Here is a 16226-nt window from a genome sequence, read left to right as displayed (position 1 = left end):
ATTAAAAATTAACAGTTTCCTTCACGGCACCAATGATGTCATCTTCGTTTGGTAACCATGCCGTTTCACCCTGACTGAATGGGTATGGGGTATTTGGTGCAGCGACAATATTAATTGGTGCATCGAGAGACAAAATTCCCTTTTCCGCAATTAAGGAAGCAACTTGACTGCTTACGCCAGCTTGTTTTTGCGCTTCTTGAACGAGAACCGCGCGGCCAGTTTTCTTAACGGAAGCCAGGATCGTGTCTTCATCGAGTGGTGAAATTGTCCGCAAGTCAACAACTTCCGCGTTGATACCGTCCTTAGCCAACTTTTCGGCAGCCTTCAAACTTGCTTGAACCATGTAACCGTAGGTAATAATTGAAACATCGGTTCCTTCGCGCTTGACAGCTGCTTTATCCAACGGAACGGTGTAAGCATCATCCGGAACTTCTTCCTTGACGGACCGGTACAACTTCATGTGTTCAAGGTAAATCACTGGGTCATCTGAACGAATGGAGGAAATTAACAAACCCTTCGCATCATAAGGACCGCTTGGGACAACAACCCGTAATCCAGGAACTTGGGCCACTAAGCCTTCAAAGCTGTCGGAGTGTAATTCTGGGGTGTGGACCCCACCACCAAATGGTGTCCGAATCGTAACTGGGAAGGTCCGTGAACCACCCATCCGGAACCGTTCACGAGCTAATTGACCAGCAATTTGATCAAAGGCTTCAAAGACAAAGCCCATGAATTGAATTTCTGGAACTGGCCGGAAGCCTTGCATTGCCAACCCATTGGCCAAGCCAATAATTCCGGATTCCGCTAATGGTGTATCAAAAACCCGGTCCTTACCATACTTCTTTTGTAAGCCATCGGTAGCTCTGAACACACCACCGTTTTTACCAACATCTTCCCCAAAAATTTGGACCTTATCATCACGGCCAAGTTCTTCGTCTAGGGCGTTGGTAATTGCTTTAATCATTGTTAATTTAGCCATGATTATTTGCCCTCCTTAGCTGAAAATGCGTCAATTTCTTTTTGAATTGCAGGTGGCGTTTCAACGAATTCGTTCTTCAGGTATTCAGCAACTGATTCGGCTGGTTGTGATTCGACTTCCTTGATGGCGTCATCAATTTCTGCCTCGACGTCTTTTTCGTAGGCGTCTTCTTGATCTTGGCTCCATAAGCCCTTATTCGTTAAGAACTTCCGCATCCGGACCAGTGGATCCTTGGCGTGCCAAGCGTCTTCTTCTTCCTTAGTCCGGTACCGCTTTGGATCATCTCCGGAAAGGGTGTGTGGACCGTAACGATAAGTGAGGGTTTCAAGCATCACTGGACCGTTTCCTGCCACGATGTAGTCACGCGCTTGCTTAGCAGCGGTGTAAACTGCCAAAGCATCCATACCGTCAACCACAATTCCTGGAATCCCAACGGCAACCGCCTTTTGGGCTAAGACCGGTGCTGCAGTTTGTAATTCCCGTGGGACAGAAATTGCGTAGAGGTTATTTTGAACGACGAAGAGCGCAGGTGCTTTAAAGGCACCGGCAAAGTTCATCCCTTCGTAAAAGTCACCTTGAGAAGTCCCACCATCACCGGTATAGGTGTAGGCAAGTGCTTTGGCCCCCTTCTTCTTCAACCCGAGGGCGGCACCTGCGGTTTGCACGTATTGAGCACCGATAATAATTTGCGGTGGCATTGCGTTGAGGTCCGCTTCGTATTTATTACCGTTAACCATTCCCTTGGACCACATAAAGGCCTTTGCAAGTGGTAAACCATGTTTAACTAATTCTGGAACATCACGGTAACCACCGAGTAAGAAGTCATCCTTGGTCATCGCATAGTTTGAAGCCATTTGGCTAGCTTCTTCACCTGCAGTTGGGGCAAAGAAGCCTAACCGTCCTTGACGATTCAGTTTAGTGGACCGGTCATCAAGAATCCGTGACCAGATTATTTGCTTAAACAGGTCAACTAATTGATCATCTGATAGGTCCGGCATCATGTCGGCATTAACAACTTCACCTTCCTCATTTAACACTTGGAGTGTTTCGTATTGAGGGCTGTGCTTTAACTTTTCAAAATCTAATTGAGCCATTTGTCTGCACTTCCTTAATTTATTCACAAATTTGAGAACGCTTACAAGTGTTATTGTACGCGTTTTTTTATATTATTCAAATTTGTGTATATTTAAACTACTAATAATAGGCATGAATAGCCGAGACAAATGGCGTGATAGCAAGGATGTTAAATTGATGTCTTTATTTTTCTGGCTGGTTTGCTCACTTGTGAACCAATTAAATTTGTTTAACAGTAGATAAAAAAGCAGGACTGCTCAATGCAGTCCTGCGCGAATAGTAGTAATTATTCTTCTAACTCAAGATTAACGGAGGCATTTGACCGCCGACCGCGTTGCAAGATATAAATGGCAACGATGACAACGATAATCCCCAGAATTTCAACCCAGTTCAAATTCAAGTGGAAGAAGATGACACTTAAAATACTCGTGGTGATTGGTTGAACGGCATCCATAATACTGATCACATCAGATGGCGCCATCCGTGAAGCATACAGTAACATTCCAAACGGCAAAATGGTCCCAAACAGACAAACCGTTGCTACGGATGAAACCAACGTCATAGTCAAATGTGGTGAACCAACCCAGAATGGGCGAATACAGTTAAAGAAGATGCCGGCAATCATTGTGCCCCATCCAAGGACAACAATGGGCGGGTTCTTTTCTGCTGCTTTCTTTGGTAACACCACGTAGAAAGCGGCCGTAATTCCGGAGCCCAGCCCCCACAACAGGGAAATCATTGGAACAGCCAAGTGCGTTAGATCACCCCTGGTAATACAAAGGAAAACCCCAATTAAAGCCAGGACGAAGGCGATCATATCACTGCGCATTGGCATTTTACGTTGGAAAATGATCGAGCCAAGCACGATAAATAATGGTGATAGATATTGCAAGATCGTTGCGGTTGAAGCATTCCCAGTCTGTACGGCATAATAAAACGTCAACAGGTTCATCGCCAGGCCGAAGATGGCGTAGGTTAAAACGGAAACCAAACTTGCTTTCGTCTTAAAAACGTCAAAAATCCGTCCGCGATAAATAATTGCCGCCACTAATAGCAGCACAATTCCGGTAAAAAACGTCCGGGTTGATAACATCCAGGTTGCGGGAATGGCGAGGTTTTGCGAAATCAATTGCAAGACCGTCCCCGAAATTCCCCAGCTTAATGAAGCCAGTGCAGCAATCACAATTCCCCATGTCATTCGATTATGATTAGTCAAAGTTCCATTCTCCTTCTCCAAAATAAGTCTTATCTTACCATGTTCCGCAATTGCAAAATGTCTATTAGTGAAATCCGTTAATTAAAAAAGCTCCGTCCCTGGTTAGACGAAGCTAGATAAAGTTTAAACCGTTTTCAACTTAATTAAAGAAAGACCGGACCCAGTTCACAAAACGTTGCAGCCAATTTGACGCCTGCTGTTCCGCCTTTTTAGCAGAAGCACTGTTAGCCCATTCCTTGGCCTTATTCATTAAGTTACCACTGGAATTCTTGACGTTATTAATGGTGTTCGTAACGTTGTTCACGTAAGATTTGCTGGATGAAATCGGCGAATTTTGGAACGTCACCAACGAATTAACAATTTGGGTTTGTTGGCTACTGGAAGTCTTGCTTTCAATTCCCCGACTCTTCAGTGCGGTGGTCAGCATGTTTTGGATATCCTGTTTCGTTGCTAATTGACCATTGTTGTTTTGTTTCTTTTGGGCAATTTGCTTGGAAACCTGACCAACTGCCGCCATTAATTTACCAGCATAACTACTATCATCGCTGTTAGCGTCAATCGCTCCTTGAGTGGCCTCCAGAACTGAATTGGCGGCACTCGTATTTTGTGAATTCAACTGGTGCCCATCAGCAGCGAAGGCCTTATAAACCCCGGTTAATGCTGACTCCCCTGATACCGGACGGTTCGCGGTCACGTTGATTGTGATGTCCGTAACCCCCGCCATCTGGGCCACCATCGCGTATTGTTGCGCCGTTACCTTGGTAATGTTGGACTGTCCATTATACTTTTTAATGTTGACCTTCACCCCTGAGCCGGGATCACCAGGAGCAATTGCGACCGAAGAAATCATCGCCGCATTGGTCGTTGAAGAATCATTATCAATATATTGGCGATAATCCGCAGCGGTTGCCGTCAATTTTTTAAATGATGAATCGACGTCCATCGTGTCATTTAAATTGGAATAAACACTCTGGGGAGCGCCAGCACCATAGACAACATATGACGCCGAAAGTGTTGAGGTGTTGTTTGTTGAACTACTAGAAGTCGTTGTCGTGGTGTCAGCCGCGACTGAGTTGGCGACGGGAATTACGGTTGCGCCGACAACCGTCGTTGCTAAAAGGGTCATTGCAATCACCTTGGTCGTGATTTTCATGTTTAAATCCTCCATTAAATTAATTACGTTAATTATACCTTGAACGTGATCAGCACACTATTGCAGCAAGCAATTTTTAACAAACTTTAGATGACCTTATGATTTATTTTGGTCTGCAGGTTTAACCTTGAATAACGGAATGGGCTGACTAGTCCCAGTCTGTTTAGATTGGTGATCACCGGTCGTGTAGTGTTGCTCATCAAATTTCCGTAACTCTGCTTCGACCACTTGGGGAGTGTGGAGGTTTTTATGAGCCCAATTAGCTAAAATCCGATCAATGTACTTAAAATTATACTTACCACCAAGAACGGCTTCCCGGAGTGCCAATTTAATGACCGCGACTTGGTAGTGATCCCGATCTAACCAGTCATTGACCATCGACATTTCCATCGGATTAAGTAACCGGCCAAATTCAGTCTCAATCGTGTTGAATAATTCCTGACGTTGCCCCTTCGCTTGTTTTTGTTGCTCAGCATCCTGATGATCTTCAATTAAGCGGGCGAGTTTGTGCAACAATGGTCCGAAGTCATAGTACATACTTTCCTTGCCATCCGCACTCTTCGCCATTTTTTGGACCATCAGCTGATCCTTAATCATCTGGTTGATTAGATCGTAAACCTGTTCTTCAGAGGTGCCAAGGTGCTTGGCAACCTGACTCACAGCCGGGTCACTTTGTCCCCGGTCAATATAGGAACGCAATTCCAGGTAAACCATTAATTCTGCCGTCGACATTCCAATCTCATGGTAATGGTGTAATAGCAGATTACTAACCACCGTGGAGCCGGCTTGTACATATTTGTCCATAAATGAATCTTTTGCCATCTTGTTCCTCCATCTAGTACAAAAAGAGCATGACAGAAGTCCTTCACAACTTCAGCGTCACGCTCCTGATAAATTTGTTATTAAGGGTACAAACGGTTCAGCATCCGTGGGAATGGAATCGTCGTCCGTAAGTGGTCTTGCAGGGTGACCCAGCTAATAAACCGTTCCAGGCCTAACCCAAATCCGGAATGCGGAACGGAACCGTACTTCCGTAAGTCAAGGTACCAAGCATAATCGTCTGGGTTCAAGCCGGCGTCCTTAACCGCCTGCAGCAGAGTGTCATAATCAGTTTCACGTTCAGAACCACCAATGATTTCACCATAACCTTCTGGTGCCAACAGGTCGGCACAGACGTAGACATCATCCCGGGTTGGGTGATTCTTCATATAGAATGGTTTGATACTCTTTGGATAGTTCAAAACGAAGACCGGCTTGCTAAAGTGGTCCGCCAAGAAGGTTTCTTCAGGAGAACCAAAGTCGTCGCCCCACTTCACATCCATGCCAGCGTCCTTCATCAAATCAATTGCTTCATCGTAACTGATCCGTGGATATGGCGTTTCGGTGAATGGCTTCAAAGTTTCGGGATCCCGTCCCAAAATTTGCAATTCTTCGCTACAGTCATCAATTAACTTTTGAATTAAGTACGCAATGTACTTTTCTTGAACTTCCAAACTCTCGTCTTGGTGCATCCAAGCCATTTCTGGTTCGATCATCCAAAATTCGATTAAGTGCCGCCGCGTCTTGGACTTTTCCGCCCGGAAAACGGGACCAAACGAGTAGACCTTATCTAAAGCCAAGGCCCCCGCTTCTTCATAAAGTTGACCAGATTGGGAAAGGTAGGCATCTTGTTCAAAATACTTGGTATGGAAAAGGTCCGTGGTCCCTTCAGGAGCATTCCCCGTCAAAATTGGTGGGTCAATTTTCGTAAAACCATTATCAGCAAAGAATTCGTAAGTGGCCCGGATCACCCGGTCACGAACTTTCATCATTGCCCAAGGCTTCTTTGAACGTAACCACAGGTGACGTTCGTCCAATAAGAAATCAATCCCATGTTCCTTGTTTCCAATTGGGTAATCCTCGCTTTCGTCGACCGGTTGAATATCTTCAATTTGGATTTCATAGCCGAACTTGGAACGTGAATCTTCGTGAATCTCCCCAATGACATAGAAGCTACTTTCTTGGCGCAAGTCGTGCTTTGCTAAATCAAACACTTCTGGTGTCACTTTGTTCTTTAATAAAACTCCTTGGAAAAAGGCTGTCCCATCACGTAATTGTAAGAAAGCAATTTTACCACTCGAACGCTTATCGGTGAGCCAAACACCGATGCGCACACGCTCGTTGACGTGTTGTGGCGCATCCTTAATTTTGATAGTTTCCATTTTCTTTCCCCCTCAATGTAATTCATCGACTATAGGTTATCAATTTGTTGGATAAATTGTCCAGTCTTAAAGTTAATTAGATCATAGCACAGGGCACCCTTTTTATTAATATAGGTGACCTCCCAGACCGCCTTACTGTTAAAGTAGCCCAAGGCCGTGCGTAAAATGCGCTTTGGCCGCTCATTTTGCCGCACCTTACTAATCGCTTGCTGACTGCTAATCCCAGCAGATTGTTTAATAATGTGAATGTTACCGCCCTTTTCAGGGATGACCACGAGCACTTGCTTGCCCTGCTGATTTTTCCCGGCAACCGTGTAATAAGTTGATTCTCGATTATAAACGTAAAAGCCGCTCGGATGATCGACATGTGCGTATTTCTTAGCCATTGAATATGCTTCCCGACGAGCTTGGCTCCGCGGGTGATTAGCAATGGCAAAAGAAATCCACAAAACGAGGATCAAAACCAGAATGGTGATTACCACCCGGCGAAAAATTTTCATTCCATTAATGCGGTTTTGTTTTCTTTGAACATCTCGCCGACTCTGCATGCTGTTTTCCTTCCTAAAAAGATTAGCCTTTTTATTATAGCAAATTATTATAGCAAATCTAAGCTCGTTTTGGTTGCTGACCACGGGGTTTTAAAAATTTTTTTGCCTTCTGGGCAATTTCTTTCGTTGCTAATTCTTCCACCGTCAGGTCAGCCGGCAAGGCCTTAATCATACTCCGTCCATACCGTCGATGAGCCAAGCGGCCGTCAAGGATAACCGCCGCGCCAAAATCATCAGGAGTTCTGAGCAAACGACCAAAGCCCTGACGCAGCCGGATCGTCGCCTTAGGCAATTCGGCGTTATAGAACGGGTTTTTCCCCTGCGCTTTTAGAAGCTGGTGTTCCGCCTTGGTAAAGGCTTCATTAGGCGCATCAAATGGCAGCCGCGTCACAATCAGTAATTGTAACTGGTTGTTGGGGAGGTCGATTCCTTCCCAAAAGCTACTGGCCCCCATCAAAATGGAATTTGAGCCAGTCGCAAACTGCTTCAATAATTTCTCCCGACTGCCATTAATTCCCTGAGCGAGAATATCACGTTGGTTAAAGAGATCCGTTTGTCGTAACCGACTGTATACTTGTTCAATCGTCACCAGGGAATTAAACAAGATCATGGTTTGACACTGGTTTGCTTGAGCAATTTGGTAAATACTCTCGCTGAGATAGCGAAGGTATTCACTATCATCCTGGTTATCTGGCTTGGGGGCGTCCGTTGCAACATATAATCGTGCATGGTGCTGGTAGTCAAAGGTCGACGGGAACCGCTTGCTTTTAACGTTATTCGGGTCAAGATCCAATTGTTGGTAAAGATAATTAGACCGGCCGGAAGTAAAGAGGGTTGCCCCAACGAATAACTGCCGGTAAAAATATGCATAAACATTTTCGCGGAGGTAGTGATTGCTGACCAGTAAACCACCAATTAAGCGCATGGTACTGCGTTCACTCGACTGCCGAACATTTAACCAGTAAACGGACGAATCGGCATCGTAACGCAAGGTTTGGAGCATTGAACGAAACTGTTCATCCATCTTCAACAGACCAGCCATCTGACTAGTAACCTGATTCATAATGTAGCGGTCACTACTCAGCCATGAATCATGCCGGGCAGTAAAGAGGTGCTCCAAAGCCGTGAAATGTAATTTGAGACTAGCAAGGGCCTGTTCAAAGCGCATCATTAACGCACCATCTGGGGACAGTAAATTCAGTAACTCCTGATTGTCAACCACTTGTTCGATAAAATCATCACCGTTATTGGCGTTAATATCCTGAAGGAAGTGCGCATACAGCTCTTGTTGAAGATCCCCTAGTGCAGCATGGACCTCACTGAGGTCACTGCGCATGAGCTCAATATTGTACTTACCTAACGGGAGCTTCTCAAAAACGTCATTTAAACTTTGCTCGGTTTCATTACCCAGCAAGCTTTGCAATTGGTTGACCACCATTGCCGCCCGTTGGAAGCTAATCTCATCCCGTGAATTTTGCAGCACACTCCGACCCAAGTGCTGGGCTTCATCCACGACGAGATAGGTCAGTGGACTCATCGCCCCTAATTCTTGAGCATGGGCTACCAAATAGGAATGGTTGGTCACAATGATATTGGCCGCTGCCAATTTCTTTTGCCGCCGCACTAGAAAGTCATCCCGATAAAAGCGATCATCTTTACGCAAGGATTGAATCCCGTGATGTCGAATTTCTGCAAAGTATGGCGAACGCTGTGAATTTAGATTTAATTCATCGAGGTCACCAGTTGTCGTCGTTAACAGCCAGACAAGAATTTGTGCTTTGATCAGTTGAATCAGTTTTGAATCCTCATGGATACTGAGGGAATGAATAAACTTACTGAGGTTTAAATAGTGATTATTGCCTTTGACTAAAACCGCATTTAAATTAAACGGGAGTACCGTGTTTAACTGTTCCAATGGTTTATTAATCAGTTGTTCCTGCAACAAATTGGTGGCGGTGCTAACCACAATTTTGTGTTGTGGATAGGTTAGGTAGCTCAAAGGTAAAAGGTAACCAAGGGTCTTCCCTAATCCCGTCCCCGCTTCAATCACTAGCTGATTATTACCATCACGACTAAAGTGGTTATAAATGGCGTTCATCATCTTAGCTTGGGTCGGCCGGTATTCTAGATGATCACCATAGAGCCGTTCCTTTTGCCGTTTAGTTTTAGGGTAAGGCTTGACTTTGACCTGGTCACTGATCAAGGGCCGTTCCTTATGTAAGGCCACCTCACCGCTAATGTATAAGTCATCAGGCAATGGCACCTTATGATTTTGTCGCCAGACTAACTCGCGCTTAAACATTTGGGCAGTCTGAAATGGCAAGTCTAAATTCAGGGCGACCAGCTTTTGTAAAGTCACCGTCGGTAATTGGCGAATTTGCCGAATTAAATCATTTAATAAGGTCGCCGTTGCTTCCGCATCGGACACCGCACTGTGCGGGTGATTATGTTCGATATGCAAGTACTTAGTTAAATCCCTTAATCGATAACTTTTGGCCGTTGGCATTAAAATTTGGCTCAGGGTCACGGTATCGATTGCTGAAATCCGGAGCGGATCCCGACCAACCCGTTCCAATTCGTGATTTAAAAAGGGAAAATCAAAGTTCACATTGTGCGCGACAAAAATGGTTCCACTGAGCAAGCTTTCGATCGTTTGCGCCACGTCGTCAAATAACGGTGCCCGGGCCACGTCCCGGTCAGTGATGCCGGTTAATTGTTGGACACTGTGGGGGATTTTCATTAACGGATTAATGCGGGTTTCAAACTGGTTGATGATTTTTCCATGTTGTACCAGGACAATCCCCACTTGAATAATTCGATCGCCATTTTTAATGCTTGTTCCCGTCGTTTCCAGATCAACCACCGAATACACTGGACCTTGACGGCGTTTTTTTGCTGGCATGACGGTCATCACCTCCGGTTAAATTTTAGGTGTTTCAAGCCTATTTTTCGTGATTAACTGCCCCTATCATACTATGGATTTTCAGGCTTGACCATTGGGGTAATCATTAAGCTTTCCTGAAGATTAGTAGTTTCGGTTTAAATGATGTTAAAATGATGGTTGGACTTTTTTGAGAAAGTGGGTTGAAATAACTGACCATGCAAAAAAATGGAATCGGGAAAAGTCACGCTAAAATTATCCTCATGGGTGAGCATAGTGTTGTATATGGACAACCAGCAATTGCCATGCCCCTCCCGAGCGTGACCACAACGGTCAGAATGACCGAGCACCAAGAACAAGTTAAATTGATCGAAAGTCGCTATTTTAGCGGTGACTTTGCGAAAATTCCTGCATCAATGGCTGGAATCAAAAAGCTGGTGAACCAATTAATCTCTCATTTTGGTGGTGAAAATGATCATTGGACGATGACCATCAACAGCGACATCCCCGCAGAACGCGGAATGGGATCCTCCGCTGCCTGTGCGGTTGCCATTATCCGCGCCTTTTTTGACTATTATCAGGCACCGCTCGACCGACCAACCCTCTTACAATGGGCCGATATCGAAGAACAGGTTACCCACCGGAGTCCCAGCGGCTTAGATGCCGCAACCGTCAGTTCACCGGACCCGGTCTGGTTCCATAAGGGTGAAAAAGGAACCCCCATCAATCTGAATCTCGAAGCCACCATGGTAATTGCTGACACTGGTATCAAAGGGGCCACTAGAGAAGCGATTGCAACTGTCAAAGACGAATTGCACACCAATCATGATGTTGCCCAAGCACTAATTAATGATTTGGGTGACTTGGCCCTTGCTAGTAAAGGAGCGATTATTAACAATCAAGCTGACCGCTTGGGGCAAAAAATGACTGCGGCCCATTGGGACCTCGATAAATTAGGCGTCAGCGATCCCCAATTGAATCAGTTAGTCACCATTGCACTTGAAAATGGCGCCTTAGGGGCAAAACTGACTGGTGGTGGCCGTGGTGGTTGCATGTTTGCAATTACCCAATCCGCAATGGGCGCCCGTAAAATTTCTGGAATTTTAAAGGATCACGGGGCGACGGCAACCTGGATCCAACCATTTAATAAAGGGGAATCACTATGACAGCTCGTGCACGTGCACATACCAACATTGCCCTGGTCAAATATTGGGGCAAGAAGGATCGTCAACTAATCATTCCACAAACCGATTCACTATCCTTAACACTAGACCAATTTTATACTGATACCGCCGTCGACTTCCGCGATAATCTCGATCGTGATCATTTAATCGTCGACCAAAAGGAATTTCCGGCTACTAAATTAGGCAAAGTCACGCGAGTTTTGGACCGAGTCCGCGAACTCAGTGGTGAACGGCGCTATGCCGTCGTTAACTCGACCAACCACGTACCGATGGCGGCTGGATTGGCTTCTTCAGCATCCGCCTTTGCCGCCCTCGCAATGGCTGCTAGTCATGCCGCCGGATTGGATTTGTCACGGCGTGACCTTTCACGGTTAGCCCGGCGTGGTTCTGGGTCGGCCACCCGCTCAATTTATGGTGGCCTCGTTGAGTGGCATGCGGGTCATGATGATCTAACTTCCTACGCTAAACCGGTGATGGAAAAGGTCAATTTTGGCATTGAAATGTTGGCCATCCTGATTGACACTCAACAAAAGAAGGTCTCCAGCCGCGGAGGAATGGAACTTTCTGTGAAGACCTCGCCATTCTATCCAACCTGGCGGGAAATCGTCGCTGATGACATGGTGGCAATGAAGCGGGCAATTGCTCGGCAAGATATTGATGCCATTGGCCATCTTGCCGAGGAGAATGCCATGCGCATGCACGCGCTCACCCTTTCAGCAGATCCGGCCTTCACCTACTTTGCTGCTGAAACCATTCAAGCTATCAATCTGATTAAAAACTTGCGTGAGAACGGTCTAAACTGCTATTATACGATGGACGCTGGTCCGAACATTAAATTGATTTATAATCAGCAAGACCGGGCCCAAATCATCGATCAATTAACTCCGCTCTTTGGCCGGGACCGCCTTGTCGTTGCCCAGCCAGGACCAGGAGCCCATTTACTTAAGAACTAAATTTCATTGGGAAGGAATTTGACTTTTGATTAAAGAAAAAGCACCAGGAAAATTATACATTGCCGGGGAGTATGCGGTCGTTGAAAATGGCTTTCCCGCAATTTTAGTGGCTTTGAACCAGTTCGTCTACTGTACGATTGAGCCATCGACGAATGGCGTCGGGCAAATTCTGAGCCATCAATATCAAAATAATGCCGTGCAGTGGCACCGTCAGGGTGACCAAATGGTCGTTGACCAACGTGATAACCCCTTTTCATACATTCTTTCAGCTATCCAGGTGACTGAAGAATACGCCCGCACCTTAAACCAACCCCTGCAAGTTTATAATTTGCAAATTGACAGTGAACTGGACAGTGCTTCAGGCAAAAAATATGGCTTAGGTTCTTCGGCCGCTGTCACCGTTGCGACTGTCAAAGCCCTCTGCAAGTTTTACAACCTGCCAGTTAATAAGGACCAGATCTTTAAGTTAGCGGCCATTGCCCATTTCTCTGTTCAAGGAAATGGTTCTCTCGGCGATGTGGCCGCGTCCGTTTATGGTGGCTGGATCGCCTATCATTCCTTTGACCGGCAATGGTTGGCTGAGCAACGCAAGTTTCTCGATTTAACCACCTTACTCAATTTGCCATGGCCCAACCTCAACATCGAATCCCTCACCGCGCCTGCTAACCTCGCCCTAGTCATTGGCTGGACCGGGAAGCCCGCTTCAACCTCACAACTGGTTGATAAGATTTCGCTCTTTAAGGCGCGGGAGCAAGCGAAATACCACCAGTTTTTGGATGCAAGTCGACGCTGCATTCAACGAATGGTGGAAGGCTTCCACAACAGTGATTTAAACATCATTAAGCAGGAAATTCGTTATAACCGTTCCCTGCTTCAAAAGTTGGCGGAACGTTCCGGGGTCCAAATTGAAACCCCACTACTGAAAAAATTGTGCCAAATTGCGGAAGAATTTGGTGGCGCCGCCAAGACTTCTGGCGCCGGTGGTGGTGACTGTGGGATCGTTGCCATTGACGGCCACGCAGACCTCAAAGCAATGGTTGACCAATGGGAGTCCAACCAAATCGAACGACTACCGCTTGCAGTCCACTTTGTAGATAACGTGCAACGCTATACCGTCACCATCAAATAAGGACCGGAGGATAATTATGAACCTCGAGCATGCCAAACGTAAAAATGAACACCTTTCATTGGCGGAAAAATTTTATGATGCTGCTCATCAAGCGCACCCTTTTGACCAGGTCCGCTTGATTCCCAACGCCCTGCCGGAAATGGCCACCACCGAGTTCAATCCTCAAGTACAGATTAATGGGCTCACGCTACAGTGGCCCTTTTATTTTGAAGCAATGACCGGAGGAAGTGAGCAAGCCAAAACCGTCAATATGGCCTTAGCACGGGTTGCCAACAAAACTGGCATTGCAATGGCAACTGGGTCGCTTTCACCCATGTTTAAGCTGCCCCAATTCAACGATTCTTTTCAGGTTGTCCGGAACGCCAACCCAACCGGGACAATCATCGCTAACCTGGGCGCGAATGTCACTGTTAAACAGGCTCGTCAAGCAATTGATTTGCTACAGGCTGATGCTTTAGAAATTCACCTGAACGTCGCCCAGGAAGCCGCCATGGCTGAAGGTGACCGTAATTTCCACTGGCGAGCAAACATTCAGCAACTAGTTGAAGAACTACCGGTACCAGTGATCGTTAAGGAAGTCGGCTTTGGGATGAGCCGGGCGACCATCCAACAGTTAATGAGCCTGGGAGTCAAGACAATCAATCTTTCTGGCCGAGGCGGCACCAACTTCGTCCAAATTGAAAACCGCCGGAACCACGTGGCTGATTTCTCGGACCTTACTAACTGGGGACTGACCACTCCCGAAAGTTTACTTGAAGCGGCCGGCCTTGATCAGGTTACCCTTCTGGCCTCCGGTGGGGTCACTGGCCCGCTTGATGTGATTAAGGCCGGGGTCCTGGGTGCCCAAGCGGTTGGTGTCGCCGGTTACTTTCTTCACCGATATTATCAGGATGGCGAAGAAGGCCTCCTAAAAGCAGTGCAAACTTGGCAAACTGAAGTCACCAGAATCATGACCATGCTGGGATGTCGGCACTTTAGTGATTTATCACAAGTTGACTTCGTCTTAGACGAACAACTATACAATTATGTTCAACAACGACATTTAAATCATTGACAAAACAGCTCCGAGAAGGAATTTTCCCTCACGGAGCTGTTTGTTAATTTACATTGACGACCATTTCTACTGACTGGGCCACCGTTTGGTAAACAGTTGAGACGTGTAACACAAAGTCAACAAACTTTTGTTGCTCCTCTGAAGTCATCCCCGTTTCGAAACTAATGTTAATGACCATTTTTGAAACTACCGACTTCCCATGTCCCAAATCTGTGGTGGTCGCCGTCGTCGTTAATTTAAAATTTTGAACATCGTACTTTTTACTTTTCACAACCATTCCCGCTGACATGGCAATGCAGGAATTCACCGCCCCCGTAAGGTATTCCACAGGGTTCGGACCAGCGTCGGTCCCATCATCTTTGACATCATCAGCAAAGAAAACGTGGCCCCGGGCCTGATTTTTCAATTGCCATTCTTCAGCTTGCAAAGCTGTCTTAATTTGATATTCACTCATGATTTAACCTCCATTAAAAGCGTAATCCTTTCGGGAAAAAGTTTTTCACCGTCCCGTTCACCAATTTACCAAATCCGGTCGTGTGCTCCTCGCATACTAACAGGTACCAGCCGTTTGGTAATGATTCATCAATTTGAACGATGTTGCCATGAACATACTGCCGCCATTGTTCCTTAGTAATCAGTAACCGGTGCGGAGTGTCAGTCGGTTGCAATTTCAGCGCCAACGCTAACGCCGGTTCAAAACGGTTCTTTTTGAGCGTTCCCAAGTGCAAACCGGGTGTTTGGACCTGCAAACCGACCATGCTTGGCATCTCCTTGGGTAAGGCATAGAGCTGGTCACCAAACTGTACAAAGTTGGCAAATCGCACGTCCGGTAACACCACTTGACGCCATTCTTCAAACAGGGTTACTGACTGCTTAGTTGCGTGATATTCATTCGGTCGTTGGTGCTTTTTGGCCCGCTTAACCTTCAATGGACGAACCGGTTGCTCGGTTAACCGCAGTTTAGCAATAAAGTGTCCTTCACCTTGGATGTGGTGTGGGAAAAGTCGCACGGCTTTTGTCAACTCGGGATTACCATCCGCCCATTCAGGTCGTCCATCATCCATCCCCGGATATTTTTTAATATCCACCATTTCCAAGGCTGGATATTTCTTTAATAGCCAGGCCACGTTTTGTTCGTCCTCTTCGGGAGCAAAGGTACAAGTTGAATAGACCAGTGTTCCACCTGCCTTCAGCATTTTCATGGCAGATTGTAAAATTTTCCGTTGCCGGTTCGCACATTCGGCTGGATAATCTTCGTTCCAGTATTCAATTCCGGCTGGTTCCTTTCGAAACATTCCCTCACCAGAACAGGGGGCATCCACCAAAATGCGGTCGAAGAAGGCCGGAAAATGTGGTTCAAGCACATCAGGACGTTCACTTAAAACAACGGTATTGGCAGTTCCCCACCGTTCCAGGTTCGAAGCAAGGACCTGAGCCCGTTTTTTAAAGATCTCATTGGCAACTAAGAGACCTTGATCATGCATTTTGGCAATTAGGTGGGTGCTCTTTCCTCCAGGGGCGGCACATAAGTCCAGGACCCGTTCTCCTGGTTGAGGATCCACCACTTCACCAACGTACATCGCAGAGGGCTCTTGACTATAAACCCATCCCGTGACATGGTCCAATGATTTTCCATTCACTGGCCCAAAGTAGCCATTTTCGACATACGGCACCCGTCCGGAAGCGTGAGCAATCGTGTCTTTTGGTAACCCATTTTTGAGGGGGTTGCTACGAAAGGCTCCTGTGCTCGGTTCATCAAAGGACGCCAAAAAAGCCGTGGCTTCATCCCCTAAAAGGTGACGGTATTTTTCTTGAAACGCTGTTGGTAACTGCATGGCAAACCTCTTTCTCAAT

The 16226-nt window shown here is 46.3% G+C and carries 14 protein-coding genes; 4 read left to right on the top strand and 10 right to left on the bottom strand.

Translation table 11 applies throughout. The features are described from left to right. Position 1: 1 nt before the first annotated feature. From NFR43_RS02990 to NFR43_RS02955, 8 genes are all read right to left on the bottom strand, one after another. Positions 2-979: an alpha-ketoacid dehydrogenase subunit beta gene (locus NFR43_RS02990; RefSeq protein WP_251546378.1), complete on the bottom strand. Its 978-nt coding sequence runs from the start codon at positions 977-979 to the stop codon at positions 2-4. Positions 980-981: 2 nt separating this feature from the next. After that, entirely contained in the window at positions 982-2073 is a 1092-nt protein-coding gene (gene pdhA / locus NFR43_RS02985; protein ID WP_251546376.1) for a pyruvate dehydrogenase (acetyl-transferring) E1 component subunit alpha, read from the bottom strand. A 266-nt stretch (positions 2074-2339) separates the two neighbouring features. After that, positions 2340-3251 carry a DMT family transporter gene (locus NFR43_RS02980; protein WP_251547066.1) on the bottom strand — a complete coding sequence of 304 codons (912 nt, stop codon included), beginning with the start codon at positions 3249-3251 and terminating at the stop codon, positions 2340-2342. Between the two features lie 157 nt (positions 3252-3408). Continuing rightward, a complete protein-coding gene (locus tag NFR43_RS02975) occupies positions 3409-4422 on the bottom strand; it encodes a DUF1002 domain-containing protein (protein WP_251546374.1) in 1014 nt (337 codons plus the stop codon). 96 nt (positions 4423-4518) lie between these two features. Continuing rightward, entirely contained in the window at positions 4519-5244 is a 726-nt protein-coding gene (locus tag NFR43_RS02970; RefSeq protein ID WP_251546372.1) for a DnaD domain-containing protein, read from the bottom strand. Positions 5245-5324: 80 nt separating this feature from the next. Beyond that, the gene (gene asnS / locus NFR43_RS02965) at positions 5325-6623 is read right to left on the bottom strand and encodes an asparagine--tRNA ligase (protein ID WP_251546370.1); all 1299 of its coding nucleotides are present in this window, start codon (positions 6621-6623) and stop codon (positions 5325-5327) included. 29 nt (positions 6624-6652) lie between these two features. Continuing rightward, positions 6653-7171, bottom strand: coding sequence for a cell wall elongation regulator TseB-like domain-containing protein (locus NFR43_RS02960; RefSeq protein WP_251546368.1), 519 nt, complete (start codon positions 7169-7171; stop codon positions 6653-6655). A gap of 58 nt (positions 7172-7229) precedes the next feature. Continuing rightward, positions 7230-10073 carry a helicase C-terminal domain-containing protein gene (locus tag NFR43_RS02955; RefSeq protein WP_251546365.1) on the bottom strand — a complete coding sequence of 948 codons (2844 nt, stop codon included), beginning with the start codon at positions 10071-10073 and terminating at the stop codon, positions 7230-7232. 197 nt (positions 10074-10270) lie between these two features. Here NFR43_RS02955 and mvk point away from each other — a divergent pair, with 197 nt between their 5' ends. From mvk to fni, 4 genes are read left to right on the top strand one after another with little or no spacing between them, the layout of a single operon-like run. Then, on the top strand, positions 10271-11218 hold the full coding sequence (mvk, locus tag NFR43_RS02950; RefSeq protein ID WP_251546363.1) for a mevalonate kinase: 948 nt from the start codon (positions 10271-10273) through the stop codon (positions 11216-11218). After that, positions 11215-12189 (top strand): diphosphomevalonate decarboxylase, encoded by a 975-nt coding sequence (gene mvaD / locus NFR43_RS02945; RefSeq protein WP_251546361.1) that lies wholly within the window; start codon positions 11215-11217, stop codon positions 12187-12189. The genes mvk and mvaD overlap by 4 nt, the downstream gene beginning before the upstream one ends. A 25-nt stretch (positions 12190-12214) precedes the next feature. Continuing rightward, positions 12215-13318, top strand: coding sequence for a phosphomevalonate kinase (locus NFR43_RS02940; RefSeq protein WP_251546359.1), 1104 nt, complete (start codon positions 12215-12217; stop codon positions 13316-13318). A 13-nt stretch (positions 13319-13331) separates the two neighbouring features. Next, positions 13332-14372, top strand: coding sequence for a type 2 isopentenyl-diphosphate Delta-isomerase (gene fni, locus NFR43_RS02935; RefSeq protein ID WP_251547064.1), 1041 nt, complete (start codon positions 13332-13334; stop codon positions 14370-14372). Positions 14373-14415: 43 nt separating this feature from the next. Here fni and NFR43_RS02930 read toward each other — a convergent pair whose 3' ends face one another. Both NFR43_RS02930 and NFR43_RS02925 read right to left on the bottom strand, forming a co-directional pair. Continuing rightward, entirely contained in the window at positions 14416-14826 is a 411-nt protein-coding gene (locus NFR43_RS02930) for an OsmC family protein (protein WP_251546357.1), read from the bottom strand. Positions 14827-14839: 13 nt separating this feature from the next. After that, positions 14840-16207 carry an RsmF rRNA methyltransferase first C-terminal domain-containing protein gene (locus NFR43_RS02925; RefSeq protein ID WP_251546356.1) on the bottom strand — a complete coding sequence of 456 codons (1368 nt, stop codon included), beginning with the start codon at positions 16205-16207 and terminating at the stop codon, positions 14840-14842. Positions 16208-16226 lie beyond the last annotated feature (19 nt).

The sequence above is a fragment of the Limosilactobacillus caecicola genome (assembly GCF_943192935.1).
In the GTDB taxonomy this organism is placed as follows: domain Bacteria; phylum Bacillota; class Bacilli; order Lactobacillales; family Lactobacillaceae; genus Limosilactobacillus; species Limosilactobacillus caecicola.
Note: the sequence above shows the minus strand (reverse complement) of the source record. Positions and strands in the feature narration are given on the sequence as shown.